A 23,055-nucleotide genomic window follows, 5' to 3' on the forward strand; every position below is an offset into this window, starting at 1 on the left:
TATAACGTTTTTCATTGGATTTTTTGTATACCTTATACTTATAAAATGGAAAGAAGCGACATTATTTCAATTGCCAAGAGCACTTTAGAGATAGAAATTTCAGAACTTGAGAAATTAAAGAACAGGATTGATGAGGATTTTGCCAAAGCTGTGGAAATTATTCATTCGGCCAAGGGGAAATTAATTGTGGTAGGAATCGGAAAGTCTGCTCATGTAGGTAATAAAATTGTAGCCACATTGAACTCTACCGGTACGCCGTCACAGTTTCTTCATGCTTCGGAGGCTATCCACGGAGATCTTGGAGTGATCCAGAAGCAGGATGTGGTTTTATGCATTTCAAATTCCGGAAATTCACCGGAAATAGCCAATCTTGTTCCTTATTTAAAGGATTATTCTTCAGCTCTGATCGGGATGACAGGAAATAAGAACAGTAAACTTGCAGAATTCTCTGAAATTGTTCTGGATACTCATGTAGATGTGGAGGCGTGCCCGAACAAGCTGGCCCCAACAAGTTCTACCACGATACAGATGGCACTTGGTGATGCTATGGCGGTTGCTTTAATGGAACTGAATGATTTCAGGGAGAATGATTTTGCTAAATTTCACCCGGGAGGCAGCCTAGGAAAGAATCTTGTTTCAAAGGTAGACCAGTTTTTATCTCCTCAGAAGCCTCAGGTAGAAGAGAATGCACCGATAAGAGATGTGATTATCTCAATCAGCGCATCAAGCCACGGAATAACAGTGGTTATTAATGATGAAAAAATTCTTGGTGTGATCACAGACGGGGATTTAAGAAGAATGCTGATGAAGGGTGATGATATCACCAAAGTTCAGGCAAAAGACATTATGTCTGCCAACCCTAAAACTATCGAAAGTAATACTTTGGCAAAAGAGGCTATGAAAATTCTGAAAGAAAACAATATCGGTCAGCTGATTGTCACAGAAAATGGGAAGTATTCCGGGATCATCGATCTTCATACCTTATTGGATGAAGGGATCAATTAGCAGATAATATTTTATTGACCTTATACATCAGCAGGCGGTATCTTAAAAGTACCGTCTGTTTTTATGAAAACCAAACACAAAGAAATTTCAGCTATAAACTTAAACAAAATCATTCCCAATAATTCTGAATACTGATTATTATTTCATAATTTCGCAGACTTAAACAGCTTAACTCTGATGAGTTTACTATTTTAGATAGACTGTAGTATATGGACGAAAAAAAAGACATGTCCTTTCTGGGACATATTGGAGAATTAAGAGGTCATCTTGTCCGCTCAATTATTGCGATCATCATTGTCGCTGTAGCCGTAGGATTCAATATCAACTGGATCATGGACCATATCTTTTTTGGGCCTACAAGAAATGATTTTCCAACCTTCAGGATAGTTAACCATTTTTCAAGAATGCTCTTAGGGGAAGACAGTATTCATCTTCCGAAAGAATTCCCGGTACGTGTGCAGAGGCTTTACCAGCAGTTCAATGTGATGATGGCTGTTTCTGTTTTCGGTGGTATTGTAGGGGCTTTTCCTTATATTGTATGGGAGCTGTGGAGATTTATCGGGCCTGCTCTTCATCCTAATGAAAGAAAAAATTCTATATTTATCATCAATGCTGTATGGATCCTGTTTATGACGGGAGTTTTGTGCGGTTACTTTTTAATCCTTCCTTTTGCCGTTAATTTCGGGGTTATTTTTAAGATCTCGGATATCATCATACCACTTTATGACCTAAGCGATTATACCACTTTATTTTTACAGGTTATTTTAGGGATGGGAATTATCTTCCTGTTTCCTATTCTGATCTATTTTCTTACCATCATAGGTATTCTGACGCCAACGTTTATGAAAACCTACCGACGTCACGCTATTGTACTGATCATGGTTGTTGCTGCGATTATTACTCCTGCGGATGTTTTGAGCATGATTATGGCTGCACTGCCTCTGCTTGTGTTGTACGAATTCAGTATTGTAATGTGTTCTTACACGTACAAAAAAGTACAAAGAAATGCGGAAAATCTTCCGGCAGTCAAATAAAAGATTGATTTTATTTAAATTTAAAAATACGAGTACAGTTTGCATTAAACTGTACTCTTTTAATTTACAAGCATTTAAGAAACAGGTTGCATTATTTGAAAATATATTTTCAATAATTACTGAAAGTTCAAAAATATTTTTATCTTTGAATAGAATTTGAACCCACATCTTTATGAAAAGCCTTTATTCCTTATTTAGTTATTATATTGCAACAGTCTGGGTTATTAATGGCCTTTTCTGTAAGATACTGAATTTTGTACCCCGTCATGAAGAGATTGTTTCCAGAATTTTAGGCAGTCAATATTCAGGAATTTTAACCATCATGATCGGACTGTCCGAAATTGTAATGGCTGTATGGATCATATCCGGATTCAAAACGAGACTGAATGCATTTGCACAAATTATCATCGTTGCGGTAATGAATATTCTTGAATTCATATTGGTTCCGGATCTACTGCTTTGGGGAAAATTCAATTCATTATTTGCGTTTTTATTTATCGTGCTTATTTTTATTAATGAGTTTTACCTGAAACCAAAACAACCGAATCACCATGCTTGACTTTTTAAAAAACCACCCGTTTGGAGTAGAAGCTTTTTTTGAAAGTTCACTTGTTCTGACATTTGCAGTTCCCAAAGAACAGTTACAGGATCTTATTCCGGAATGTCTTGAGCTTGATACCTTTCAGGACAAATGGGCTTTTGTAGCCGCAGCAATGGTTCAGACCAAAGACCTTCGTCCTAAAGGATTTCCAAAAGTGATGGGAAACGATTTTTTCCTGATCGGCTACCGGGTATTTGTAAGGTATACCAACAACCAAGGCAAGAGACTGCGCGGATTGTACATTCTTAAGTCTGAAACAGATAAAAGAAAAATGGAATTTATGGGTAATCTATTCACTCATTATAACTATTCTACCACAGATATTACACAGGCTGAAGATGAAAACGTAAAAGAAATACGTTCCGTTAAATCAAAGTTTAAAGTTCGCATCAGCAAAGCAGAAGAAAACATTTCACTTCCACAAAATTCGCCATTTGCAGACTGGAAAGAAGCACGGAGGTTTGCAGGACCATTGCCATTTACTTTCACCTATAATAAAAAAAACCAGGAAGTCCTGATTATTGAAGGAGTCAGGCAGAATTGGGTTCCCCAACCTGTTGAAATCTTAGATTATAAGTTTGAATTTCTAAATACACTGAAGCTGAAAAACCCCATTTTAGCCAATGCTTTTATCATTAAAAACATTCCATACTACTGGAAAAAAGGAAAAACTGAACGATGGAAACAAAAAGAAGAAAATTTCAGGGTGTCTTAAATATTTTAAGCTTTAACCGTCATTTTTATATCGTAGGGATCGGGATTTTGGCTGTAATTATCATCAGTCACCAGCTATTTGCCTGGCCGGATCTTTTATACCGGATCATTGTAGCAGCATTTATCTATGGGCTTTTGATACCATTGATTGTATCAGCGTACGTTTATGATTTCTCCGGGTATTATCATTTTAAGTGGCTGAAAGACTGCGAAATCGATCAGTCAACAGTAAAGCAAATTCTAAATATCAATGCCGGTTTTGATGAAACAAGCTTTATAATTAAAGAAAATTTCCCGCAGGCAGATTTAAAAGTATTTGATTTCTACGATGCCAAACGACACACGGAACCTGCTATCGTAAGAGCCCGGAAAGTAAGTATAATATATCCTGACACCCAACAGATGGTATCCAATTCAATTTCTCTGCCTGATCAGTCAGTTGATATTATCTTCCTACTTTCTGCAGTCCATGAAATCCGGTTGAACGAAGAAAAAGTGCTGTTCCTGAAAGAATGCCACCGTTTATGTAAGCCGGATGGAAAAATAATTATGGTGGAACATCTAAGGGATTTTCCAAATTTTTTAGCTTTTTCAGTAGGTTTTACCCATTTCTTTTCAAAAACGGTCTGGAAAAATGCTTTTAAAAAGGCAGGTTTTACAACATTCAATGAGGTGAAGTTCACCTCTTTTATGTCAATTTTTATTAGTAATCCTTAATCTTTACGTATGGGTCTTCAATTACAAATAACCGGAGTACTTTTTATTGCTTTAGCGTTTATCCATCTTATTTTTCCTAAATATTTTAACTGGGAAAAAGAGCTCCAGACGCTGAGCCTTATCAACAGACAGCTCATGTGGGTGCATACTGTCTTTATCGCTTTAATGGTATTTCTGATGGGTTTACTATGTATAACATCTTCCCACGAACTGATAGAAACGGATCTTGGTCAAAAAATAAGCCTCGGATTAGCGATCTTCTGGACTGTCCGGCTGCTCTTTCAATTTTTTGGATATTCATCGCAGTTGTGGAAAGGAAAAGCTTTTGAAACAGCTGTTCATATCGTTTTCTCCCTATTCTGGTTGTATATAAGTGCTTTGTTTTGGATAATATATTTCAATTAATGATATAAGAACTTTATTCCTTAAATTCTTATTAATGGTTGAGAAATAATGGAGACTTTTTAATAAGTTTAAACAGACTTTTGCGTTTAAATCGAAATTATTGGTATTAATTTTTCTATTTTTGGATGGAATTTAATTTGATTTTAAATGAAAAAGCTGACTTACACACTTTTATTTGCTTCGGGGCTTGTCTTCGGACAGTTCTTTGAGAAAGATAAAGTTTTCACCAAGCAGGATACCCTGAAAGGTTCTGATACCCAATTCCGTAATTTTTGGGATGTCAAGAAATATGATCTTTCTGTAGAACCGGATTTGAAACAGAAAAGCATTAAAGGATACAACAAGATCAGTTTTGAGATCACTAAAGACGTGACAAATCCTGTTTTTCAGATCGATCTTCAAAAGCCGATGAAAGCGGATAAAATAGAAGCTGACTTCCCTATTGCTAACCAGAAGCAGGACGGTGACTTTATCTTTATCACTGCAAAAAAACAATTCAAAAAAGGAGAAAAATATAATCTTACCATAACCTACTCAGGAAATCCCGTTATTGCTAAAAATGCACCATGGGACGGAGGCTGGGTTTTCACCAAAGACGAAAAAGGAAATCCGTGGATGAGTGTGGCCGATGAAGGAATCGGGGCATCAATCTGGCTACCGACAAAGGACATCTGGAGCGATGAGCCTGAAAACGGTATCGTGATGAAGATCATTGCTCCAAACGATCTTGTAGGCGTAGGAAACGGAAGACTGACCGATAAAAAAACTGAAGGAAGCAAAACAACTTATACATGGGAAGTGAAAAATCCTATCAATGCCTACTCTATTATCCCTAATATCGGGAAATATGTCAACTTTAAAGATACATTTAACGGTGAAAAAGGTAAGCTAGACCTTGATTACTGGGTCCTTGATTATAATCTGGAAAAAGCAAAGAAGCAGTTTCAGCAGGTAAAACCGATGCTTTCTGCATTTGAATACTGGTTTGGACCGTATCCCTTTTACGAAGATTCATACAAACTGGTAGATTCTCCTTATTTGGGAATGGAACACCAGAGCAGTGTTGCCTACGGAAACAAGTATATGAACGGCTACCTGGGCAAAGACCTTTCAGGAACAGGTGTAGGTCTTAACTGGGATTTTATTATTGTTCACGAAAGCGGCCATGAATGGTTTGCCAATAATGTTACCGCAAAAGATCAGGCAGATATGTGGATCCATGAGAGCTTTACCAACTATTCTGAGGTTCTTTTCACAGAAAAGTATATGGATAAAAAGTCAGCTGATATTTACGCTGTCGGAATCCGTAATGTAATTCAGAATGATGTGCCCATCATAGGAAAATATGGCGTAAGAAATGAGGGCAGCGGTGATATGTATCCAAAAGGAGCCAGCATGCTTCACACGATCAGGCAGGTGATCAACAATGATGAAAAATTCAGACAGATCTTAAGAGGAATCAACAAGGATTTTTATCACCAAACCGTTACCACAAAACAGATTGAAGATTATATGTCCTCCAAATCAGGAATTGACCTTTCAAGCATTTTCGACCAATATTTAAGAACAGTACAAATTCCTAGTCTTGAATATTCTCAAAACGGAAATACTTTAAAATTCCGATATACTGATGTAGTGAAAAATTTTAAGCTTCCGATCATCATCGATGGTGATCAAACGATCAATCCTACAGAAAACTGGCAGACTGTAAAGCTTAAAAAGAATACCCCTGTAGAGTTTAATAAAAATTATTATATCAATTATAATAAAACTGAGTAAAGCAAAATTGAAAAAGGCAAATCCGTTGAACAGCGGTTTTGCCTTTTTTATTTTAATACTTCTTTAAAAAAATTAAGAAAAGTTTAATACAGTAATCCGTAACAAAATGTTCTAAAAAACTACTATTTAACTATAAAGATTTAAACCTAATGAGAAAAACAGCAATCAGTCTGGGTCTCTTTGCCGCTTTTTTGGCGAATGCCCAATCTATAAAGACAACAATCGACCTTGTCAATGTGAAAGACGATAAGGTAGCCGTAACAATGGAGTTTCCGAAAATGAAATCAGGAGACGTTAAGTTCCATTTTCCAAAAACGGTTCCCGGTACTTATTCTGAGGACGATTACGGAAGATTCGTGGAAGGAATCAAGTTTTATGACAACAAAGGTAGAGAACTGACTTATACAAAAGTTAATGACAATACGTATTCATTAAAAAACGCTAAAGATTTAACCAAAGTAACTTATCTGGTGAATGACAGTTTTGATGATGAGATGGATAATTCTAAGCATAAAGCTGTATTTTCCCCTTCAGGGACAGATATTGAAGAGGGCAAAGTATTTATGGTTAATACCCACGGTTTTGTAGGTTACATTGACAATATGCAGGATGTTCCGTATCAGCTGATCGTTCAGAAACCTGCTGGTTTTTACGGGACAACCGCTTTGGTAGACCAGGATAAATCTGATGCTACCGATACTTTTACACTGGCTAACTATGCTAAAGTGACGGATTCTCCGCTGATGTATACCAAACCGGATTATATCACTTTCAATGCAGGAGGAATGGATCTTGTGCTGGGTGTTTATTCTCCAACCGGAAAATACAAAGCGGCAGACTTTAAAGATAATCTTGAAAAAATGGTATTGGCTCAGAAGAAATTCCTGGGGGATATGAATACCAATAAAAAATATGCAATCATGCTTTACCTTTCAGGAGGAGAAGGGCCACAGATCAAAGGTTTCGGAGCATTGGAACATCATGAGTCAACCAGCGTGGTTCTTCCTGAAATGATGCCGAAAGATGCCATTGACAAAACCATTACAGATGTGGTTTCCCATGAGTTTTTCCATACGGTAAATCCTCTGAAAACGCATTCTGAAGAGATCCATTATTTTGATTATGCTGATCCTAAAATGTCCCAGCATCTTTGGATGTATGAAGGCGGAACTGAATATTTTGCGAATCTTTTCCAGATCCAGGAAGGTCTGATCAATAAAGATGAATTCCTGCAGAGAATTAATGAGAAGATCACCAATTCAAAAAATTACGATGATACAATGCCGTTTACGGTGATGAGTAAAAATGTTCTGAAAGAGCCTTACAAAGACCAGTACAGAAACGTTTATGAAAAAGGAACATTGCTGACAATGTGTCTTGACATTGAGCTGAGAAAACTGTCCAACGGTGAAATGGGATACCGTGATATGATCAGAAAGCTGTCTCAGAGATTTGGCGAGAATAAACCTTTTAAAGATGACAAACTGATTGATGAACTGGTAACGATCACCGGATATTCCCAGGTAAAGGATTTTTATACTAAATATATTGCAGGAAACCAGCCGACTCCTTATCTGGAATACCTTAATATGGTAGGTGTGGAAGCAAAAAAACAGGAAACACCTCCTCTTTTCTGGTTCATCAAAGATCCGAACCAAACCGGATACAATGATAAGAACAATACTTTTGTCTTTGATGAAAGCTCTGCCCTATCCCCTTTTGCGAAAAGCATAGGATTTAAGATCACTGACGAAATTGTTTCTCTTGACGGAAAAACCATCAATGTGCAGAATATGCAGGAATTTATTAATTATGCCAAATCTATCAAAGAAGGACAGAATGTGACGGTGACGGTTCTCAGAAAAAATGGCGACAAAACAGATAAGATAGACCTTAAGGGAAAAGCTATGCTGGATAAAATGACAATAGAAACACTTCATTATAAAGCCAATCCAAGCCCGGCAGAACAGAAGCTGCAGGATCAGTGGCTGACGGGGAAGAAATAGCTTGTAGTGAATAGTGAATAGTGAAAGCTAATATTATAAGAAAAGCGGAGAAAATTTCTCCGCTTTTTGCTTTTTTATTGTGTACTCTTTTAGCTTGGTTACTTCTGTAATAGTTCAAGCGTATGTTTCACATGGTCATTTCCTTTCCATTCGTCGTGACCGGGAATTACTTTGGCATTGGAGGGATATTTTGCCTGCAGATTTTTCATGGTAACGGGCCACTGTTTTACATTCGCTTCTCCCGTATAGCCAAGATCAGTTGCTGAGCTGCTTTTCACTAAACATCCTCCATCCAACACATTGTATTTTGGAAACCATACCACGACATTATCTGCCGTATGACCTTCACCCAGAAAATCTACAACAAACTCCTCTCCTCCTATTTTATACTTCTTTCCGGTTTTTATGATTTTACTCGAGGTGGCCTTTCCTTCTTTTTTCAATAATTCGTTCGTCTTAGCGGTTGCATACGTACTGATTCCTTTATTGTTGTAAAAGCTAAGGTCACCGGCTCTGTCAGCATGTGAATGGGTTGCAAACACAGCAATTACCGGAAGATTATGACGTTTTTTAATTGTATCCATAAGACTTTGATATTGTGACTTCTGCCATGGAACATCAAATAATACCACGCCTTTCTTGGTAATCAGATAAAGAGCATTGGTTGAATATTCTTTGCCTCCGAAAACGCCAAATGTCTTATACAGATACAAATTTGAGCTAAGAGGCGGTTCAATCACGAAATCCCTTACCTGTGCATTAAAAAGATTAATTAAGAACATAAACAACACGGCAAGTACCTTAACACTTTTTCTCATATTTTTTTATAGTATTTAATTGATAAACTCAAATTGATTTTGGGAATAAATAATTGGAATTTAATTTGTGCATAGAAGAGCGCAAATTTAATGATAGTTTGAGAAAAGTGATTCTTAAGGTCCGTCTTTAATCTTTTTTTAACAGTATAAGCAATATTTAAAGAACCTTATATTGATACAGATGTTAAGTCTTTTTGATGGTAATTCTGAAGGTTGTTCCTTTTCCAATTTCTGTCTGCGAAATTTTAATATCTCCGTTGTGATACTCATGAACTACCCTTCTGGCTAATGAAAGCCCAAGCCCCCATCCTCTTTTCTTAGTTGAATATCCTGGTTTAAAAGCATTTCTTGCCTGCTGCTTTGTCATTCCGCTTCCGGAATCTTTTACTTCGACCAGAATATTTTTATTTCTTTCAAAAATATACATTTGTAATGTTCCTTCCCCTTTCATGGCATCCACTGCATTTTTCACCAGGTTTTCAATTACCCAGCTCATCAGGATCTTATTATGCGGAACGAGAATAACGTAGGTTGGAAGATGCAGACTGAAATCTATTTTTTTAGAGATCCTTGTTTTCAGATAGTCATAATTCTCTGAAATTGTTTCATTAAAATTCAGGTCATTAAGTTCAGGAACAGAGCCTATTTTTGAAAAACGCTCCGAGATCGTTCTCAGCCTTTCAATATCTCTTTCGATTTCGTGTACGCCTTCGGAATCCGGATTATCCATTTTCATAATTTCCATCCATCCAATCATTGATGAAAGAGGTGTTCCGATCTGGTGGGCCGTTTCTTTGGCCAACCCCGCCCAAAGATAGCCTTCGTCTGTTTTCTTGATCGTTCTGAAAAACCAGAAAGAAAATCCAAAATACAAAAGAATAAACAGACCGAGGATGTAAGGTGAATAACGAAGATTATTGAGCAGCCTTGAGTTGTCATAATAGACAAACTGATTGTTGCCGTCGGGAACCTTAATTTCAATAGGAGCATAGTTCTTTTCCATATCCATCATAAGGCGGTTAAGTTTCTGGGGATCTTTCAGAGTACTTTCCGGAATATTCCGGTAATAGCCCAGATCAATGATCGGTTTTTTATCCTTATCTGTTACAATGAATGGTATGGTATTATTAATGTTGAGGATCTCCGGAAGCAGGTCCAGAACATCAGTATCGGGAGACTTTACTTCCTGCTGGATCCTGATCGCTTTTGAAAGGAGATTGATTCTTTTGATCTCCTCTTTCCTCAGAAAATTGATCAGCGATGTAGAAGCGATCACAATAGCAACCACCAAAGCTGTCATAACGACAAAAATGATCCAGTTATTCAGTCTGGAAAGTATGGATTTCCTCAAAGTTGTTTATTTTAAGACATTCAGAATTTTCTGCAGTTCTGTGCTTCCGCTTCCCTGATAATTATTGATAATGATTGAAAATGTATATTTTTTTCCGTCTTTCGCAGTATGATAACCTGCAAAAGATTTGGTGTCCCTCATACTTCCGCTTTTCATTTTCATTCCGTTCTCCTGCACCGGAAAACCATCATAATAAGCATCAAACCAGGATTGTTTTTTGGCGTACAACAGAGCCTGAACTTCCGCTTTCGCAGCGACGTAATTCTGGGGAGAAAGTCCGCTTCCATCTGCAAAATTAATCATATTGGAGTTGATCCCTTTTGATTTCCAGAACTCTTTTAAATAGGCAATTCCACTTTTAAAACTGGAATTTCCTTTCTTTTCTTTTCCCAATGTTTTAATTAAAGTTTCCCCGTAAAGATTGACACTTTTCCTTAAAAACCAGTACACAATTTTATCTAAAGTAGGCGACTGATAGGTAAGAATTATATTTTTTGCAATTCCGGGCAGTTGTTTTCCCTCCAATTCAAGTTGTGAACCTGTTATTATTTTTCCTGAAATTTCAATTCCTGCTTCTTTAAGCCACTGCTGAATTTCACTTCCCAGCTGCAAAGGTGGGTTCGGCAGTGCCCCTGAAACAGTTACCGTTTTTCCGGCCGGAAGTGTTCCGTTGATCAAAGCGACATCAGAATACGGTGCAGTAAAAATGAGACTCTGATCTGAGCTGCCTCCTGCTTTCAGGTCATTCAGCCATTTTATATTGTCCAGCGGATAAGAAAACCCTTTTGAATTCTGTTCCATTGATATTAATATCAAACTGATTTTCTCTCCAGTTAACTCCCCAGACTCCCGCTCCGTAATAATTTCCCAGATCATCCCAAGGCCATCCGCCCGGAATCGTCTGGTGATCAAAATAAGAATCATCAATCACTACATTCCCAGATATTTTCGTAATTCCAGAGCTTTTAAGGGCTTCAATGAATTTCTTTTTAAAGTTGTCCGGTTTATAAGCATCATAACGCCAGCTTCCCAAAGTAGGGTCGCCGTTTGAAGCGACGATCAAATCACCGCTCAGAACTCCTGAAGATAAATTGCCGGAGTATCCAGTAGTTGTTTTATAAGTATAATTTTTGCCCAAAGTTTCGAGGGCAGCTCCGGCTGTGAAAATTTTCTGGGTGGAAGCTGTTGAAAGGCCTTTATTTCCCTGATATTCGTAAATAAATGTCCCGTTTTCATCCGTCACATAAAAAGACAAACCGGATGATACAGCTCCGGAGGAATCCATAAGATCTTTGGTAGCGTTATCCAGTTTCTGGGCTATGTTCTGGGCAGATATTATCTGAACCGACAGTAAAAATACTGCAAGTGATTTTTTCATTGCCATATTATTATAAACCTAAATGTAGTGATCTGTCATAGCTTCATTCAGACTTACCTTTTCTGTCTTATTAAGCCGCAACATCATTTATTACTCAATTTCTGATCAAATATAATAAAAATAAAGGTTCAGTTTCTATAGCTTAAAGCTGGCTTCCGGACTCTATCTCATAAGGCTCACGATCTTTTTCAAAGATTCTCGTAAGCTCGCTACCTTCTACAGTAATTATATTGCCCTTTCTTCTGATCCAGTTTCCTTCACGAAGACCTACCACTTTCAGGTCATTTTGCGTTAAAAATTCCAGGATTCTGGTTTCTCTGGTTTCTCCGTTGTGTTTCAAATCCGCATTAGGATCTAAATAGTGCGGATTAAGATTGAACGGAACAAGTCCCATACAGTCAAAGCTCGGAGGATAAACAATCGGCATATCGTTCGTGGTTTTCATATTCTGACCTCCGATATTACTTCCGGCACTGCATCCGAGATATGCTTTTCCAGATTCTACATTATTTTTTAAAACAGACATCAGACCTTCTTCATGTAAGGTTTTAACCAGTAAAAACGTATTTCCGCCACCTGTAAAATATCCCTGAGCGTTGTTCAGAGCTTCAGTCTTATTTTCAAATTCGTGAAGACCTTTCACTTTAATATTAATGGTATCAAAGAAAGAACGGGCTTTCGCCGTATAATCGGCATGGGAAATACCGCCGGGTCTTGCAAAAGGAACAAAAATAATTTCATTGACTCCTTTATATAATTGTATTAATTCTTCTCTTAAATATTCCAGATATTCTCCACCGTAAAGTGTGGAAGTGGACGCTAATATGATATTCATACAGGAAAATTATATTTTAATATTAAAAAATATTTGAATGGCAAAGATAAACTCAATCATCCACGAATCAAAAATTAAGCTAAAAAAAACACCTATACGTTAATATTCTCTAAAAAAACTTAAAGCTTCTAAAATTTAAGTCTTTCTGGAATTATTATTGAATTTTAGAATTTAGAATTTTAAAATGTAAGATTATGAAAATGACTAAAATTAACATCAAAAACCTTTTCTTAGGATTTATACTTGTAGGAACTGCAGGTTTTGCCAATGCACAAACCACTCAAACTGACAGCACAACCGCTACAGCCACTACAGCTCAGGCAGGAACTAATCCAGTGATTGATGGTCTAAAGAAACAGATTGAAGCCAATCCAAAAGATACGGATGCATTAGCTAAATTGGCAACAGCATACCAGGAGGCTTCAGATTGGACAAATGCGGTAGATACATGGAAAAAGATATCTGTTTTATTACCGGACTGGGCTCCTTCATACTACAGCCAGGCTTATGCTTATCAATCTGCTAAAGATGATGCCAATGCAAAAGTTGCTTATGAAAAATATATCGCGACTGTAAAACCTACAGAAGTGGAACAAAATAAGAAAAATCTGGCGTATGCCTATTTCTATCTTGCATTTGCAGAACAGCAAACTGACCCTGCTAAAGCAAAGGAGCATATTGCTAAATCTATCCAATATGATCCTACGAACCAAGATGCCATTAAGCTTAGTAAAGCTTTAAACTCATAATTAAAAAAGAAAAAACCGGAAATCCGGTTTTTTCTTTTAATATCTTAATCTAAAACGATTATTATCAATTAATTCTTTTACCAAAAAAATCTGTTTCGCCCAGTAAATGCGAGATAATCTTATCAATATTCCGTTGAATACTTTCCTCCGTTTTTAAATTGTTGATATAACGGATCAGTTCTAATTTTCTTGAAGGGATGAGACTTTCAAAATTCTTTAACGTTACCGGATTTTCTCTGATCGCCTGATCCAGTTTTGGATGAATGGAAATCGTCCTGTCTGAATCATCGAACTCAACAGAAATTTCGATCATTTCGCCAATCCTTTTAGGAGAATCTTTCAGCATAATCATATTGATATACAACCTCCATTCTCCCAGATATTTCATTAGGTTTTGCTTAAATTCTTTACCGTTCACAGTTCCTTTCACGGGGATCGGGCTTTTATCCTTCCCTGCTTGCTTGAAGATTTCAGCTAGGATTTCTTCAGGAACAAAAACAAAGGGATTGATCCCTATAATTTCCAGTGTGGTGGTAATTTTTTTTTCCATGCTTAAAGATAGGGTTTTGTTGCTGGTTTTTAGTTGTTAGTTGTGTATTACAAATTAAGTAATGAAACGTCTTCCGCATCTTCTATCTTCCATCTTCCATCTTCCATCTTCCATCTTCCATCTATTCAAAATTAAAATTTTCCACTCACAAAGGGAATCATTATCTTTGCCGGAATAAATCTATCGAACGAAATGAAATTTTTTATTGACACAGCCAATTTAGAGCAGATCAGAGAAGCAAGAGACCTTGGAATTTTAGATGGGGTTACCACCAATCCTTCGCTGATGGCAAAAGAAGGAATTCGCGGAAATGAAGCGATCAATAACCATTACAAAGCAATCTGCGAACTTGTAGACGGAGATATTTCGGCAGAAGTACTTTCTACTACTTATGAAGAAATGATCAAGGAAGGTGATGAATTGGCAGCGATTCACCCAAATATCGTCGTTAAGATCCCAATGATCAAAGACGGTATCAAAGCATTAAAATATTTTTCCGATAAAGGAATCAAAACCAACTGTACGCTTATTTTCTCTGCAGGGCAGGCACTTTTAGCCGCTAAGGCAGGAGCTACTTACGTTTCTCCTTTCTTAGGAAGATTAGATGATATCTCAACAGACGGATTAAATCTTATCCAGGAGATCAGATTAATTTTTGACAACTATATGTATGACACTGAGATTCTGGCAGCATCTATCCGTCATTCTATGCACATCATCGACTGTGCTAAGATTGGTGCAGATGTGATCACGTCTCCACTTCCTCCGATCTTGAGCTTATTGAAGCATCCTCTAACGGACAGCGGATTGGCTCAGTTTATTGCAGATTCTCAGAAACTGGCTTAATAGCTGAAGTAATTTAAATATAAAAATCCCGAAACTTTCGTTTCGGGATTTCTTTTATAAGTTTTCTTCTATATTTTTAATGACCCTGCAAGGGTTCCCTACAGCAACAGCATGATCGGGAATATCTTTGGTCACTACACTTCCAGCTCCTATCACTGCATTATTTCCAATGGAAACTCCCGGCAGGACTACGACATTTCCTCCGAACCATACATTATCTCCAACAGTGATGGGATGAGCGTATTCCAGGCCTTCATTTCTCTGTTTGGCATCCAGCGGATGTCCAGCAGTATAAAAACTGCAGTTTGGGCCAATGAATACATGATCCCCGAATTTTACTTTGGCGCAGTCTAAAATAACCAGATTATGATTGGCATAAAAGTTTTCTCCTGTCTCAATATTGTAGCCGTAATCACACCAAAAAGACGGTTCTATACAGATATTTTCCTTAGTGCTTCCCAGAATTTCTTTAATCAATTTATTTCTGTTTTGGGTATCTGAATTTTTCAGCTGGTTGTATTCCAGACAAAGATCTTTACAAGCCATACGTTCCTTGATCAGTTCCTTATCGTAATTCGCATCATATAAAAGTCCGGCTGCACATTTTTCCTTTTCTGTCATAATATTGGATTCAAGTTTAAGATTTAAATATACGACAATAACAAAAAAACAGGATGGTTACTAATAACCATCCTGTTCTCTATTACAATTAATGCAAATTATTTTACCAGATCCGGTTCGATCGGGTTATTATTTTTCTGAAGGGTTTCTTTTGTTCTCTTTTCCATTTCCTTGAAAACCTGGTTGGGATCTGAAAGTTCTTTTCCGTCTGAAGTTTTCATTTTGAATACCATTTTTGTATTGGAGTCTCCCCCACTTTTCATCATCATTTCTCTCATATTTTTGGTAGGATCGTTTACATAAGCTTTCCATACTTTTTTGTACTGATCTTTCGTGATCTCAAGTTCCTTCCCTCCCATACCTAATACTCTGATATTGTCCGGAAGCTGGGTTTCTTTTTCTTCAGCAGGAATCTGTATCGTTTTGTTTCCTATGAGTGTCATGATATGTGAACCCGTGTTGTCTTCTAATTTCACAATCAGTCCGGGAAGTCCATAAAATTTATACGGCCCATCCTGAAAAGGAATATCTGAGGAAAACCAAGCGATCCATTCTCTTCCGCCATAACTTGTTACTGCTTTCTGAGCATGGTATTCACCTATTTTCTGCTTGTCAGGAAGAATCTTCCACTCCGGTTTTTTATCTTCTTTTATTTTATACTTATCTGTACTGACATTGGTAAAAAGATAGGTTTTAAAATCCGGATAGTCTTTAGTTACTTTATAGGAAACCTGGCCAGGGGCATCCCTCCTGTTGACACTGATGCTGCCGCTGCCGGTACTGATCTGCTTTTCCAGATCCGCCTTTGAAGTGGAATCTGCAACAAATTTATCGCGGCTGTAATAAGCTGATCCCTTTTTATTGATATCCAAAAGCATCATTTCCTTCTTCACCTCTTCTTTATTGTTGGAATCCGGAATGAATTTATATTCATAAAAAAATCTGTTGGTCTGGGCTCCTGTTACTATTCCCAGAAGCAGAAAAAATAAAATTTTTGTTTTCATCCTAATTTGAATTTAATAAAAAAGCTCTGTAAATATAGAATTAACAAAGCTTTTTGGTACTTATTTTTTTGTCTGTATCCTTATTTCCCCACGTCTGATATTTGCTCCATCCGTCTTATTAATGGTAATACTCGCAATACTTTCAGGATTTACTGCATCCATTTCACTTTTGGTGATCTGTTTTCCATCCAGGAAAATCTTAGTATCATCCCAGCCATTTACCTTAAACTTTTTTACTCCGTTTAAAGCAAGAGTTCCATTAGATTCTTTTTTAATGTAATCAGCCTGAAGTTCCATGGTTCTGTTTCCTGAAAATGGTTTATCAGAATTTGAACTTCTGAAGAAGTAGACATTTCCTTTGGCGCCTTCTGAAATTCCTTTTAATGCTTCCAACCTTGCTTTCTCACCCATTTTTCTTGCCTTCTCTCCTTGTATTCTAGCTCTTTCACCTGCTTTTCTGGCCTCCTCTCCGGCAACTCTGGCTGATTCCCCTTGTATCCTTCCTAATTCCCCGGCTTTAATAGCTTCGATTCGTGCAGTCTGGCCTTGTAATCCTGCTATTTTGGCCGCTTTCATTCCTTCAATTCTCGCCTTCTCTCCGGCTATTCTGGCTTCTTCTCCAATTGCCCTGGCTTTTTCGCTTAATTTCATGGCTTCTATGCCGGCTTTTTCAGCTTGTTTTCTGGCTGCTTTTTCAGCACGGATAGCTTTCTTTGAAACTTTTGCATCTCTTGAATCCCAGCTTTGGTAAGCACCATCATTAAACCTTATTACTTTTACTTTCGCAGAATTGTAAGGCATAGGAGGAGCCGGTGGGGCGTCAGGAAAATCAATATTCAGATTTGAAAGGTCAGGCATTTCTACGCCAAGGCTTTCAAGGTCTTTAGTTTTATTCTTCCATTCATCAGATTTGAAAAAGTCATTCATCCTTTTTGCTTCCTCTTTTGAAATCGCTAAATCTCTCTTAAAATCACTGGAATTCGTAATTCTTCCTATTTCACCTGAAAGTTCACCGATCTCATCAATTTTCAACTGAAATTCTTTGCTCTCCGGTTTTAACTTCTTTAAATCTTTACTTTTTTCTTCGATCTTTTTTCCAAGTTCAGCCAGTTCTTTTTCGCTGGCAGATTTTTTTAGAAATTTAGGTTCTATAGCTTCTGCTTTCTCAGGTTTTATGGTATCTCTTTTGATCTGGGAAACAGCTTCCTTGATTGCTATATTTGTTTCTTTAATTTCATTGTTCTTGGCATTTACCATGTAGGCAAAAGCTACTGAAAATACAACCGGAAGTGCAAAAATTCTCCGCGCATATCCGAATTTGGTTTTTGGTTTTTGTAACATTTTGAGTCGTTTTTTTAGATTTGAACTTAGAAACGGACTGGTGGCAGGCAACTGGTTTCCGGAAAAGTGGCTTGCTAAAAGCATCTGCGCAAATGCTTTGGTGTCCGATTGTTTGACGGCTTTTTTATCCGCCAGGTATTCGTGAATAAGGCTTATTTCTTTTTTAATGATATGAAAAAACGGATTGAACCAGAAAACAGAAGTAATAATTTCGATACCTATCTTATCGAAGGAATGTTTCTGCTCAATGTGAACCATTTCATGCTTTAAAATCTGTTCACCAACATCAGAATTCAGGGTGATGGTATTTTTCCAAAAAAGGTTTTTAAAGTATGAAAACGGAGCTTCTGTCAGGTCTGTACGGTAAAAATTGATCCCGTCAAAACTTTCTTTTTGAAACTTCTTCTTAAGTCGTTGGATCTTTAGAATCCCAAAAATCAACTTTCCTAAAAAATAGAGAGAAACCAGTCCCAAAGCTGAAAAAATAATGCTAAAATAAATGTGGCCATTGTCTATGTTTTTTTCTGTATTAAAATTCTGTATCTTGTCAAGAAGCATATATAGGTCGCTATTTACTTCTATCGTAAAATCATCTATTCTGATCAGGGGCAGCAACAGTGATATCATCATCGCACCCAGCAGATAAAACCTGTTATAATGATGAAATGTCTTGTCCTTTAAAGACAACTGATAATACAAAAACATTACACCGGAGCTTACAATTACTTTTCCAAAGTACAGAAATAGAGTTTCCATGGTCAGTTAGTTTTTCTTTTTAAGTTCGTTCAGAAGCATTTCAAGGTCTTCCACCGTCATTTCATTTTTCTCTACCAGAAAAGAAACTGCGCTTTTATAAGAACCTTTGAAATAATTTTTCACAAGACTTTTCATTGTCTTCCCCGAATACTGCTCTTTGGTAACCAAAGGAAAATATTCGTGTTGTCTTCCGTATACATTATAATCTACAAACTCTTTGTCTTTCAAGACTTTCAAAATAGTAGAAACCGTATTGGTATGTGGTTTTGGGTCTGGAAAGAGATCCAGAATGTCTTTCAGAAATCCTTTTTCCAGTTTCCATACATACTGCATTACCTGTTCTTCCGCTTTTGTCAAATTCTGAATTTTCATATCCTTTTCCTTTATTACTTTAATGATATGCAAAATTTCATATCACTAATAAATTAGTTATACAAATGTAGAAATAAAATCGAACCAAACAACTATTTTTTTAGTGATAAAGGATTTAATGATTTAAATAATTGAAAATCAATTACATAAATTTCATTAAAATATATTAAATTTTTAATGCACTTTAATTATTGTCTGTTTAATTGTCAGAAAAAGTAGTCTTTATGCTGTAAATTCTTAAAACTTGTTAATTTTTATTAAATAAAATTAAAATGAATTTGTTTAAAGTGAGAAAATATATTTATTTTAGTGCTTTAAAAATTTCTCATGAAAAGATATAACTTATTGATTGTACTATTACTGCTTATTTTTAACGTTACTACGGCTCAAAAGAAGAACTCTCCCGCTGCGGATCTCAGCATTTTAAAGGAAACCAAAACGAAGATTGAAAATACGGTTCCACTGGTGATCAAGCATCTGCAGGCTATTGCTGATAAAGAGGGCGACAATAATATCATTACGAACGGAAAGACCGCTCTAGGAAAAGAATACGGAATTTTGGAATCTGAATGGTTCCTGTACAGAAATAATATGAAAAACTGTATCCTGAACAATTCTTCCAAGAAAGCTAAAAAATGTATGGATTATCATACGCAATACCTGAGAAATACATTCATCAACTACGGAAACTATATTTCAAACCTGACAAGAAAGAACGGATATCTTGGTGTGGATGGTGATATAAAATTCGATTTCAAACCAGCTGAGATTACAACAAAGCTTAGTGAAGCGTACCTTAATGCAAATGATGCTGCAGGAAGAATGAAAGGTGACCAGAAAAAAGAGTTTTTGGGGCAGACCATGTCAGATGATAACAAACTTACTCCCTTCGGTCAGTTAGCTCAATAATATTTATAACCACAACATACTGAATCCCGTTTTAAAAAACGGGATTTTTATTTTTAGTCATTCTCATTCTAGATTCTGCTCAAATTCCTCACAGGTCCTTAAAATCGTATCCGGATGCTGGTCAAATTTACCCAGCTTTACAGTATAATAATTCTTGGTCAACTGTTCAAAATCGGGAAACTTTCTGTCTTTATTTTTCAGCTTAATAACAAGGCTGTGCTTTATGGAGGTTGAATAACCGCCCCCTTCGGTCGGGACCTGAGATTTATAGGTGCTGATATCAAATCCTGATATGGTGTCCCACGGAATCTGGTTGTCGGGAGGGATTGTAAAGCTCCCTTCAAAATGCATAATGTCAACAAAATTTCTTCCGTAGCACAGCTTTATTCCGTCTGCTGATAAAATTATTTTTTGTTTTACATCCCAAATATAGCCTGATATGACTACCACAGGAAAAAACAGGGTTACTATGATCAGAAAAATAATAAATATCTTCCCGTCTTCTGCCAGAATTAACCATTTCACCAGAAAAAATAATGGGACCGCTCCGAATATGAACAATAAAACGGAGTCGGTGATAACTGATTTTTTTCTTTCCGAAATGATAACATTTTCCATCGGCCAGGAATTTTAGGATCAGAATAATATAAAATTTAACTTTAAATCTTTAAGTACTAAGTTAAGCTAAAAACTGTTATGCTATGTTGCCCGAAAAAAAAAGAGAACCACAGATGTGATTCTCTTTTAGTTGGGAATATACAATAAATTTCATCATACTATTCTGGATGAAAATCTTAAAAAACAAATGATCTCCGCCAGGAAAGCTGTTATGTATTAATCATAAAAACATTCGGGAAAAAGTAGAAAATGAGGCGGAGATCATTAAACATAAATAAACTCTACAACCAGTTACCTGATTGATTTGAGCGTTACAAAAGTAAGCTTCAGATCTGTTCCGGTAAAAAATATATTGTAGAATTAAATAAAACATTTTGTAGAAGTAATACTACTTTTGAAACAATATCATGATTGATGGCTTGATCCGGTTTATGTCCATTTTCTGATTGCTACACCTTATTTCCACCAGTGATAGTAATTGTGAAGCCCATCATACTCAAATCCACAACGCGGATACAAGGTATTTCCGATATCATTGCTTTTTTCTGTTTCAAGCATCAATCCACAGGCACCCGTTTCTTCACACCATTGCTTACTTCGGTCTATAAGCCCTACGGAAATTCCTTTTCCTCTGTAATCCGGATGTACAAAAAGATCACTTAAAAGCCATTGTTTCTGCAGTCTGGTGTAGTGGAAAAGCTTATAAAGCTGTACAAAACCTATGGTTTTTCCATCAGTAAATGCCAGAAAAATATCAGACTCATTATTCAGAAATCTTTCTTTAAGGAATGTTTTCCCCTTTTCTATATCAGATTCCTGACGGTAAAAAATGCGGTAAAGGTTGAAGAGTTCTGCAGTTTCATTCAGGTCTTCAAGGCCTGCTTTCTTAATTGTGTAATTCATTTCTGTAATTATTTTTAAATTAACAATGCAAAAGTATTTTGAAATAGGACTACATTTGTACTCCAGATATTAAACAACTGATAGTCCAGTATGCTTCCGTTCAAACACATCATCAACATTGATAAAGAAAACAAAATTGCAGTTTACAGACAGATCGCGGTTTCTATTATTATGGCCATAAGAAACGGTGTGCTAAAACCGCGTTATCATCTTCCCGGAACCCGGGAACTTTCAAAAGCATTGGAAAAAAGATCTACCATCAACGCAGAGACTTTCTGGACGCTTTATTGAAAAACAGGTTGAGTCCATATATTTCTTATGTTCTGCCATCTGGTGGAATGGCTTTCTGGATCAGATTGTCACCTGAGTATCCTGTACGCCATTTAATAAAAATTCCACAGTTAAAAATTTTACGCACTGACGAAAAACTGAATGCTTTCCGGTTTGGTTTTGCTTCAATGGATGAGAAGGAATTAGAAATAACAGTAGATTTTTTAAAAACAGCTTTGGATCGTTTCTGATGATCAATGGATTTTAAGTCAGTCAAAAAAATACAGCATGTTTCGGATTTTATATAAGCCTTAAGCTTCAGAAATTTGCATTATAAAATGTAAAATAATGAATAACATCATCCGGAGAATTGAACGTATAGACTGGCAAAACGTCACTGAAGCCCTGCATCAAAACGGATATGCCGTGATACCCGGTTTCTTATCAGATAATGAATGCGAAGCATTAAAATCAGATTATGACAACGTGGACTTATACCGCAAAACGGTTGTTATGGCCCGCCACCGTTTTGGATTGGGTGAATATAAATACTTTAATTATCCCCTGCCAGATTTGATTCAAACAATAAGAACAAACATATATCCGCACCTCGTTCCTGTTGCCAATACGTGGTTTAAGGCACTTAGGATAGATATGGATTTTCCATTGGAGCATACGGCATTACTTCAGCAGTGCCATAACAACGGCCAGCGGAAAGCAACTCCTTTAATTTTAAAATATGGAAAGGGAGGTTTTAATACTTTACATCAGGATCTTTACGGAGATATTTACTTTCCAATTCAACTCGTTTTGATGTTAAATGAGCCCGAAAAAGATTTTACAGGCGGAGAATTTGTGCTTACCCAGCAGATTCCCAGAGCACAGTCCAAAGCTATTGTCCTTCATCCTAAGAAAGGTGATGCTTTGATTTTTACTACCAATTTTAAACCTGAAAAAGGAGCTAAAGGATATTACAGAGTAAATATGAAGCACGGTGTGAGTGAAGTAAAAGAAGGCAGCCGTTGTACATTGGGAATTATTTTTCATGATGCTGCCTCTTAATATGAAACTACATACTGAAATATCTGAAACTGCATTAAGAAGTGGAATCAGAGCCGGGGAAATTAATTTTGGAGGAAATAAAAAATTAAAAATCTACGGTCTGTTGAGCTGTTCTTCCGGCAAAAAAATGAAAAATGAAAACAGGATTTTCTTTACATCTGAAAAAGAAGCACTCCAAAATCATTACCGACCTTGTGGTCACTGTCTGAAGGCAGAATATAAGTTATGGAAAAATAAAAAATAAGTTTCTATCCTTGATGAAATTGTTTCATTCACTATTCCAACATTGAAATAGCATGCAGTTTTTTAATAAAATCTTTTATTTTTCTTGTAAAAATATAACTCTTGAGAATCTGACTATTACGGATTCCCACAAAACTTTTGAATATTTTGAACAAAAATCTCAATTTA

Annotated in this window: 25 protein-coding genes and 1 pseudogene; 15 read left to right on the forward strand and 11 right to left on the reverse strand. The window is 36.5% G+C overall.

Annotation, left to right across the window (positions count from 1 at the left end):
- Positions 1–45: 45 nt before the first annotated feature.
- From QF044_RS09410 to QF044_RS09445, 8 genes are all read left to right on the forward strand, one after another.
- The gene (locus tag QF044_RS09410) at positions 46–1,005 is read left to right on the forward strand and encodes an SIS domain-containing protein (RefSeq protein ID WP_307266151.1); all 960 of its coding nucleotides are present in this window, start codon (positions 46–48) and stop codon (positions 1,003–1,005) included.
- 209 nt (positions 1,006–1,214) lie between these two features.
- Positions 1,215–2,039 carry a twin-arginine translocase subunit TatC gene (tatC, locus tag QF044_RS09415; protein ID WP_307266154.1) on the forward strand — a complete coding sequence of 275 codons (825 nt, stop codon included), beginning with the start codon at positions 1,215–1,217 and terminating at the stop codon, positions 2,037–2,039.
- A gap of 172 nt (positions 2,040–2,211) precedes the next feature.
- Positions 2,212–2,598, forward strand: a complete 387-nt coding sequence (locus tag QF044_RS09420) for a DoxX-like family protein (RefSeq protein WP_307266155.1) — start codon at positions 2,212–2,214, stop codon at positions 2,596–2,598.
- Entirely contained in the window at positions 2,591–3,355 is a 765-nt protein-coding gene (locus QF044_RS09425; protein ID WP_307266157.1) for a DUF2071 domain-containing protein, read from the forward strand. Before QF044_RS09420 ends, QF044_RS09425 begins: the two co-directional genes overlap by 8 nt.
- Positions 3,319–4,071 (forward strand): class I SAM-dependent methyltransferase, encoded by a 753-nt coding sequence (locus tag QF044_RS09430; protein ID WP_307266160.1) that lies wholly within the window; start codon positions 3,319–3,321, stop codon positions 4,069–4,071. The genes QF044_RS09425 and QF044_RS09430 overlap by 37 nt, the downstream gene beginning before the upstream one ends.
- Before the next feature lie 9 nt (positions 4,072–4,080).
- On the forward strand, positions 4,081–4,476 hold the full coding sequence (locus QF044_RS09435) for a hypothetical protein (RefSeq protein WP_307266163.1): 396 nt from the start codon (positions 4,081–4,083) through the stop codon (positions 4,474–4,476).
- A 147-nt stretch (positions 4,477–4,623) separates the two neighbouring features.
- Entirely contained in the window at positions 4,624–6,255 is a 1,632-nt protein-coding gene (locus QF044_RS09440) for a M1 family metallopeptidase (RefSeq protein WP_307266165.1), read from the forward strand.
- Positions 6,256–6,404: 149 nt separating this feature from the next.
- A complete protein-coding gene (locus QF044_RS09445) occupies positions 6,405–8,261 on the forward strand; it encodes a PDZ domain-containing protein (RefSeq protein ID WP_307266169.1) in 1,857 nt (618 codons plus the stop codon).
- A gap of 98 nt (positions 8,262–8,359) precedes the next feature.
- Here QF044_RS09445 and blaIND read toward each other — a convergent pair whose 3' ends face one another.
- The 4 genes and pseudogenes from blaIND to pepE all read right to left on the reverse strand — a co-directional run bounded on the left by blaIND (position 8,360) and on the right by pepE (position 12,643).
- Positions 8,360–9,079 carry an IND family subclass B1 metallo-beta-lactamase gene (blaIND, locus tag QF044_RS09450; protein ID WP_307266170.1) on the reverse strand — a complete coding sequence of 240 codons (720 nt, stop codon included), beginning with the start codon at positions 9,077–9,079 and terminating at the stop codon, positions 8,360–8,362.
- A gap of 184 nt (positions 9,080–9,263) precedes the next feature.
- Positions 9,264–10,430, reverse strand: coding sequence for a HAMP domain-containing sensor histidine kinase (locus tag QF044_RS09455; RefSeq protein WP_307266174.1), 1,167 nt, complete (start codon positions 10,428–10,430; stop codon positions 9,264–9,266).
- Positions 10,431–10,436: 6 nt separating this feature from the next.
- Positions 10,437–11,808 (reverse strand): annotated as a pseudogene (gene dacB, locus QF044_RS09460) (D-alanyl-D-alanine carboxypeptidase/D-alanyl-D-alanine-endopeptidase).
- Between the two features lie 142 nt (positions 11,809–11,950).
- Positions 11,951–12,643, reverse strand: coding sequence for a dipeptidase PepE (gene pepE, locus QF044_RS09465; protein ID WP_307266176.1), 693 nt, complete (start codon positions 12,641–12,643; stop codon positions 11,951–11,953).
- Positions 12,644–12,837: 194 nt separating this feature from the next.
- Here pepE and QF044_RS09470 point away from each other — a divergent pair, with 194 nt between their 5' ends.
- Positions 12,838–13,392, forward strand: coding sequence for a tetratricopeptide repeat protein (locus QF044_RS09470; RefSeq protein WP_307266179.1), 555 nt, complete (start codon positions 12,838–12,840; stop codon positions 13,390–13,392).
- A 64-nt stretch (positions 13,393–13,456) separates the two neighbouring features.
- Here QF044_RS09470 and QF044_RS09475 read toward each other — a convergent pair whose 3' ends face one another.
- Positions 13,457–13,942: a YdeI/OmpD-associated family protein gene (locus tag QF044_RS09475; protein ID WP_307266182.1), complete on the reverse strand. Its 486-nt coding sequence runs from the start codon at positions 13,940–13,942 to the stop codon at positions 13,457–13,459.
- 192 nt (positions 13,943–14,134) lie between these two features.
- Here QF044_RS09475 and fsa point away from each other — a divergent pair, with 192 nt between their 5' ends.
- Positions 14,135–14,788 carry a fructose-6-phosphate aldolase gene (gene fsa / locus QF044_RS09480; protein WP_307266185.1) on the forward strand — a complete coding sequence of 218 codons (654 nt, stop codon included), beginning with the start codon at positions 14,135–14,137 and terminating at the stop codon, positions 14,786–14,788.
- 54 nt (positions 14,789–14,842) lie between these two features.
- Here fsa and QF044_RS09485 read toward each other — a convergent pair whose 3' ends face one another.
- The 4 genes from QF044_RS09485 to QF044_RS09500 all read right to left on the reverse strand — a co-directional run bounded on the left by QF044_RS09485 (position 14,843) and on the right by QF044_RS09500 (position 18,882).
- Positions 14,843–15,409 carry a sugar O-acetyltransferase gene (locus QF044_RS09485; RefSeq protein ID WP_307266188.1) on the reverse strand — a complete coding sequence of 189 codons (567 nt, stop codon included), beginning with the start codon at positions 15,407–15,409 and terminating at the stop codon, positions 14,843–14,845.
- A 98-nt stretch (positions 15,410–15,507) separates the two neighbouring features.
- Positions 15,508–16,413 (reverse strand): GLPGLI family protein, encoded by a 906-nt coding sequence (locus QF044_RS09490; protein WP_307266191.1) that lies wholly within the window; start codon positions 16,411–16,413, stop codon positions 15,508–15,510.
- A gap of 60 nt (positions 16,414–16,473) precedes the next feature.
- Positions 16,474–18,510 carry a M56 family metallopeptidase gene (locus QF044_RS09495; protein WP_307266194.1) on the reverse strand — a complete coding sequence of 679 codons (2,037 nt, stop codon included), beginning with the start codon at positions 18,508–18,510 and terminating at the stop codon, positions 16,474–16,476.
- 6 nt (positions 18,511–18,516) lie between these two features.
- Positions 18,517–18,882: a BlaI/MecI/CopY family transcriptional regulator gene (locus QF044_RS09500; RefSeq protein ID WP_307266198.1), complete on the reverse strand. Its 366-nt coding sequence runs from the start codon at positions 18,880–18,882 to the stop codon at positions 18,517–18,519.
- A 327-nt stretch (positions 18,883–19,209) separates the two neighbouring features.
- On the opposite strand from QF044_RS09500, the gene QF044_RS09505 reads away from it, so the two are divergent.
- On the forward strand, positions 19,210–19,791 hold the full coding sequence (locus QF044_RS09505) for a hypothetical protein (RefSeq protein ID WP_307266201.1): 582 nt from the start codon (positions 19,210–19,212) through the stop codon (positions 19,789–19,791).
- Positions 19,792–19,854: 63 nt separating this feature from the next.
- Here QF044_RS09505 and QF044_RS09510 read toward each other — a convergent pair whose 3' ends face one another.
- Complete coding sequence (locus QF044_RS09510; protein ID WP_307266203.1) at positions 19,855–20,409, reverse strand: hypothetical protein; 555 nt, start codon at positions 20,407–20,409, stop codon at positions 19,855–19,857.
- A 456-nt stretch (positions 20,410–20,865) separates the two neighbouring features.
- The gene (locus QF044_RS09515) at positions 20,866–21,312 is read right to left on the reverse strand and encodes a GNAT family N-acetyltransferase (RefSeq protein ID WP_307266206.1); all 447 of its coding nucleotides are present in this window, start codon (positions 21,310–21,312) and stop codon (positions 20,866–20,868) included.
- A gap of 90 nt (positions 21,313–21,402) precedes the next feature.
- Between QF044_RS09515 and QF044_RS09520 the strand changes: the two genes are divergently transcribed.
- The 4 genes from QF044_RS09520 to QF044_RS09535 all read left to right on the forward strand — a co-directional run bounded on the left by QF044_RS09520 (position 21,403) and on the right by QF044_RS09535 (position 22,888).
- Entirely contained in the window at positions 21,403–21,603 is a 201-nt protein-coding gene (locus QF044_RS09520; protein WP_307266208.1) for a hypothetical protein, read from the forward strand.
- 8 nt (positions 21,604–21,611) lie between these two features.
- Entirely contained in the window at positions 21,612–21,833 is a 222-nt protein-coding gene (locus tag QF044_RS09525; RefSeq protein WP_307266210.1) for a hypothetical protein, read from the forward strand.
- 97 nt (positions 21,834–21,930) lie between these two features.
- Positions 21,931–22,644, forward strand: coding sequence for a 2OG-Fe(II) oxygenase (locus QF044_RS09530; protein ID WP_307266212.1), 714 nt, complete (start codon positions 21,931–21,933; stop codon positions 22,642–22,644).
- 1 nt (position 22,645) lies between these two features.
- Complete coding sequence (locus QF044_RS09535; RefSeq protein WP_307266215.1) at positions 22,646–22,888, forward strand: Ada metal-binding domain-containing protein; 243 nt, start codon at positions 22,646–22,648, stop codon at positions 22,886–22,888.
- Positions 22,889–23,055: the final 167 nt, after the last annotated feature.

The organism is Chryseobacterium sp. W4I1 (genome assembly GCF_030816115.1).
Classification (GTDB): Bacteria; Bacteroidota; Bacteroidia; order Flavobacteriales; family Weeksellaceae; genus Chryseobacterium.

Excerpts from the sequence above, each read along its gene's own strand:
- QF044_RS09410 (WP_307266151.1), top strand. The coding sequence starts at position 46 with ATGGAAAGAAGCGACATTATTTCAATTGCCAAGAGCACTTTAGAGATA.
- tatC (WP_307266154.1), top strand. The coding sequence starts at position 1,215 with ATGGACGAAAAAAAAGACATGTCCTTTCTGGGACATATTGGAGAATTA.
- QF044_RS09420 (WP_307266155.1), top strand. The coding sequence starts at position 2,212 with ATGAAAAGCCTTTATTCCTTATTTAGTTATTATATTGCAACAGTCTGG.
- QF044_RS09425 (WP_307266157.1), top strand. The coding sequence starts at position 2,591 with ATGCTTGACTTTTTAAAAAACCACCCGTTTGGAGTAGAAGCTTTTTTT.
- QF044_RS09430 (WP_307266160.1), top strand. The coding sequence starts at position 3,319 with ATGGAAACAAAAAGAAGAAAATTTCAGGGTGTCTTAAATATTTTAAGC.
- QF044_RS09435 (WP_307266163.1), top strand. The coding sequence starts at position 4,081 with ATGGGTCTTCAATTACAAATAACCGGAGTACTTTTTATTGCTTTAGCG.
- QF044_RS09440 (WP_307266165.1), top strand. The coding sequence starts at position 4,624 with ATGAAAAAGCTGACTTACACACTTTTATTTGCTTCGGGGCTTGTCTTC.
- QF044_RS09445 (WP_307266169.1), top strand. The coding sequence starts at position 6,405 with ATGAGAAAAACAGCAATCAGTCTGGGTCTCTTTGCCGCTTTTTTGGCG.
- blaIND (WP_307266170.1), bottom strand. The coding sequence starts at position 9,079 with ATGAGAAAAAGTGTTAAGGTACTTGCCGTGTTGTTTATGTTCTTAATT.
- pepE (WP_307266176.1), bottom strand. The coding sequence starts at position 12,643 with ATGAATATCATATTAGCGTCCACTTCCACACTTTACGGTGGAGAATAT.
- QF044_RS09470 (WP_307266179.1), top strand. The coding sequence starts at position 12,838 with ATGAAAATGACTAAAATTAACATCAAAAACCTTTTCTTAGGATTTATA.
- QF044_RS09475 (WP_307266182.1), bottom strand. The coding sequence starts at position 13,942 with ATGGAAAAAAAAATTACCACCACACTGGAAATTATAGGGATCAATCCC.
- fsa (WP_307266185.1), top strand. The coding sequence starts at position 14,135 with ATGAAATTTTTTATTGACACAGCCAATTTAGAGCAGATCAGAGAAGCA.
- QF044_RS09485 (WP_307266188.1), bottom strand. The coding sequence starts at position 15,409 with ATGACAGAAAAGGAAAAATGTGCAGCCGGACTTTTATATGATGCGAAT.
- QF044_RS09490 (WP_307266191.1), bottom strand. The coding sequence starts at position 16,413 with ATGAAAACAAAAATTTTATTTTTTCTGCTTCTGGGAATAGTAACAGGA.
- QF044_RS09495 (WP_307266194.1), bottom strand. The coding sequence starts at position 18,510 with ATGGAAACTCTATTTCTGTACTTTGGAAAAGTAATTGTAAGCTCCGGT.
- QF044_RS09500 (WP_307266198.1), bottom strand. The coding sequence starts at position 18,882 with ATGAAAATTCAGAATTTGACAAAAGCGGAAGAACAGGTAATGCAGTAT.
- QF044_RS09505 (WP_307266201.1), top strand. The coding sequence starts at position 19,210 with ATGAAAAGATATAACTTATTGATTGTACTATTACTGCTTATTTTTAAC.
- QF044_RS09510 (WP_307266203.1), bottom strand. The coding sequence starts at position 20,409 with ATGGAAAATGTTATCATTTCGGAAAGAAAAAAATCAGTTATCACCGAC.
- QF044_RS09515 (WP_307266206.1), bottom strand. The coding sequence starts at position 21,312 with ATGAATTACACAATTAAGAAAGCAGGCCTTGAAGACCTGAATGAAACT.
- QF044_RS09520 (WP_307266208.1), top strand. The coding sequence starts at position 21,403 with ATGCTTCCGTTCAAACACATCATCAACATTGATAAAGAAAACAAAATT.
- QF044_RS09530 (WP_307266212.1), top strand. The coding sequence starts at position 21,931 with ATGAATAACATCATCCGGAGAATTGAACGTATAGACTGGCAAAACGTC.
- QF044_RS09535 (WP_307266215.1), top strand. The coding sequence starts at position 22,646 with ATGAAACTACATACTGAAATATCTGAAACTGCATTAAGAAGTGGAATC.